The sequence below is a fragment of the Mesorhizobium sp. WSM4310 genome, from assembly GCF_007003935.1.
GTDB lineage: Bacteria > Pseudomonadota > Alphaproteobacteria > Rhizobiales > Rhizobiaceae > Mesorhizobium.
In genome coordinates this window covers 1-1,542 of record NZ_VFTA01000081.1, presented here as the reverse complement: position 1 = coordinate 1,542, position 1,542 = coordinate 1, and the positions used below count along the sequence as shown (strand labels likewise).

The window sequence follows — 1,542 nt, the reverse complement described above, 5'->3', positions numbered from 1 at the left end:
GTCGACGACGACATACCGGTTGCGGTGAATGACGGTCAGTCCGCGACGGAAGGCGGCGCGGCGATCGTGGCGAACGCGGCCAATGGCGTTCTGGCGAACGACCATGTCGGTGCGGACCAGCCCGGCACGGTGACGGCGGTGACGGGCGGTACGGTCGGCAACCCGATCGCGACGGCTTATGGCACGCTGACGCTGAACAGCGACGGCTCCTATGTCTATACCCCGAAGGCGTCGGTGCCGGACGGGACAGTGGACAACTTCACCTACACGATGAAGGACGCGGACGGGGACACCTCGCAGGCGGTCCTGTCGTTCACCTTCTCGGGCGACAACAACCATGCGACGGCGGGCGTGTCCGCAACCCTGGTCGACGAGGACGACCTGGCCACGGGCAACCATGACACAGCCCTGGGTGACGACACACCGAGCGCACAGCCCGGGACGCTGACGCACAATTATGGCGCGGACGGCGCGGGCCACATCGCGCTGGTGTCCGGATCGGAGACGGTGAACGGCACCACCTACACCTACACGGCGAATGGGGCGGGCACGCAGATCATCGCGTCGGCCGGCGGCGTCAATGTGTTCCAGGTCGACCTGACCAATGCGGTCACCGGCACCTATACGGTAACGCTGCTGTCGCCGGTCCAGCATCCGATCGCGGGCACCGAGGACAATCTCGCCTTCAATCTGAGCTACAAGGTCTATGACGCCGACGACACGGCTGCAACGGCCGCGACCGGCACGCTGACCGTGACAGTCGACGACGACATCCCGGTTGCGGTGAATGACGGTCAGTCCGCGACGGAAGGCGGCGCGGCGATCGTGGCGAACGCGGCCAATGGCGTTCTGGCGAACGACCATGTCGGTGCGGACCAGCCCGGCACGGTGACGGCGGTGACGGGCGGTACGGTCGGCAACCCGATCGCGACGGCTTATGGCACGCTGACGCTGAACAGCGACGGCTCCTATGTCTATACCCCGAAGGCGTCGGTGCCGGACGGGACAGTGGACAACTTCACCTACACGATGAAGGACGCGGACGGGGACACCTCGCAGGCGGTCCTGTCGTTCACCTTCTCGGGCGACAACAACCATGCGACGGCGGGCGTGTCCGCAACCCTGGTCGACGAGGACGACCTGGCCACGGGCAACCATGACACAGCCCTGGGTGACGACACACCGAGCGCACAGCCCGGGACGCTGACGCACAATTATGGCGCGGACGGCGCGGGCCACATCGCGCTGGTGTCCGGATCGGAGACGGTGAACGGCACCACCTACACCTACACGGCGAATGGGGCGGGCACGCAGATCATCGCGTCGGCCGGCGGCGTCAATGTGTTCCAGGTCGACCTGACCAATGCGGTCACCGGCACCTATACGGTAACGCTGCTGTCGCCGGTCCAGCATCCGATCGCGGGCACCGAGGACAATCTCGCCTTCAATCTGAGCTACAAGGTCTATGACGCCGACGACACGGCTGCAACGGCCGCGACCGGCACGCTGACCGTGACAGTCGACGACGACATACCGGTTGCG

General features: G+C 66.0%; 1 protein-coding gene. It reads left to right on the top strand.

Annotation, left to right across the window (positions count from 1 at the left end; genetic code table 11):
• On the top strand, positions 1–1,542 hold a 1,542-nt coding region (locus FJV80_RS34350; RefSeq protein ID WP_210251499.1), incomplete at both ends, for an Ig-like domain-containing protein.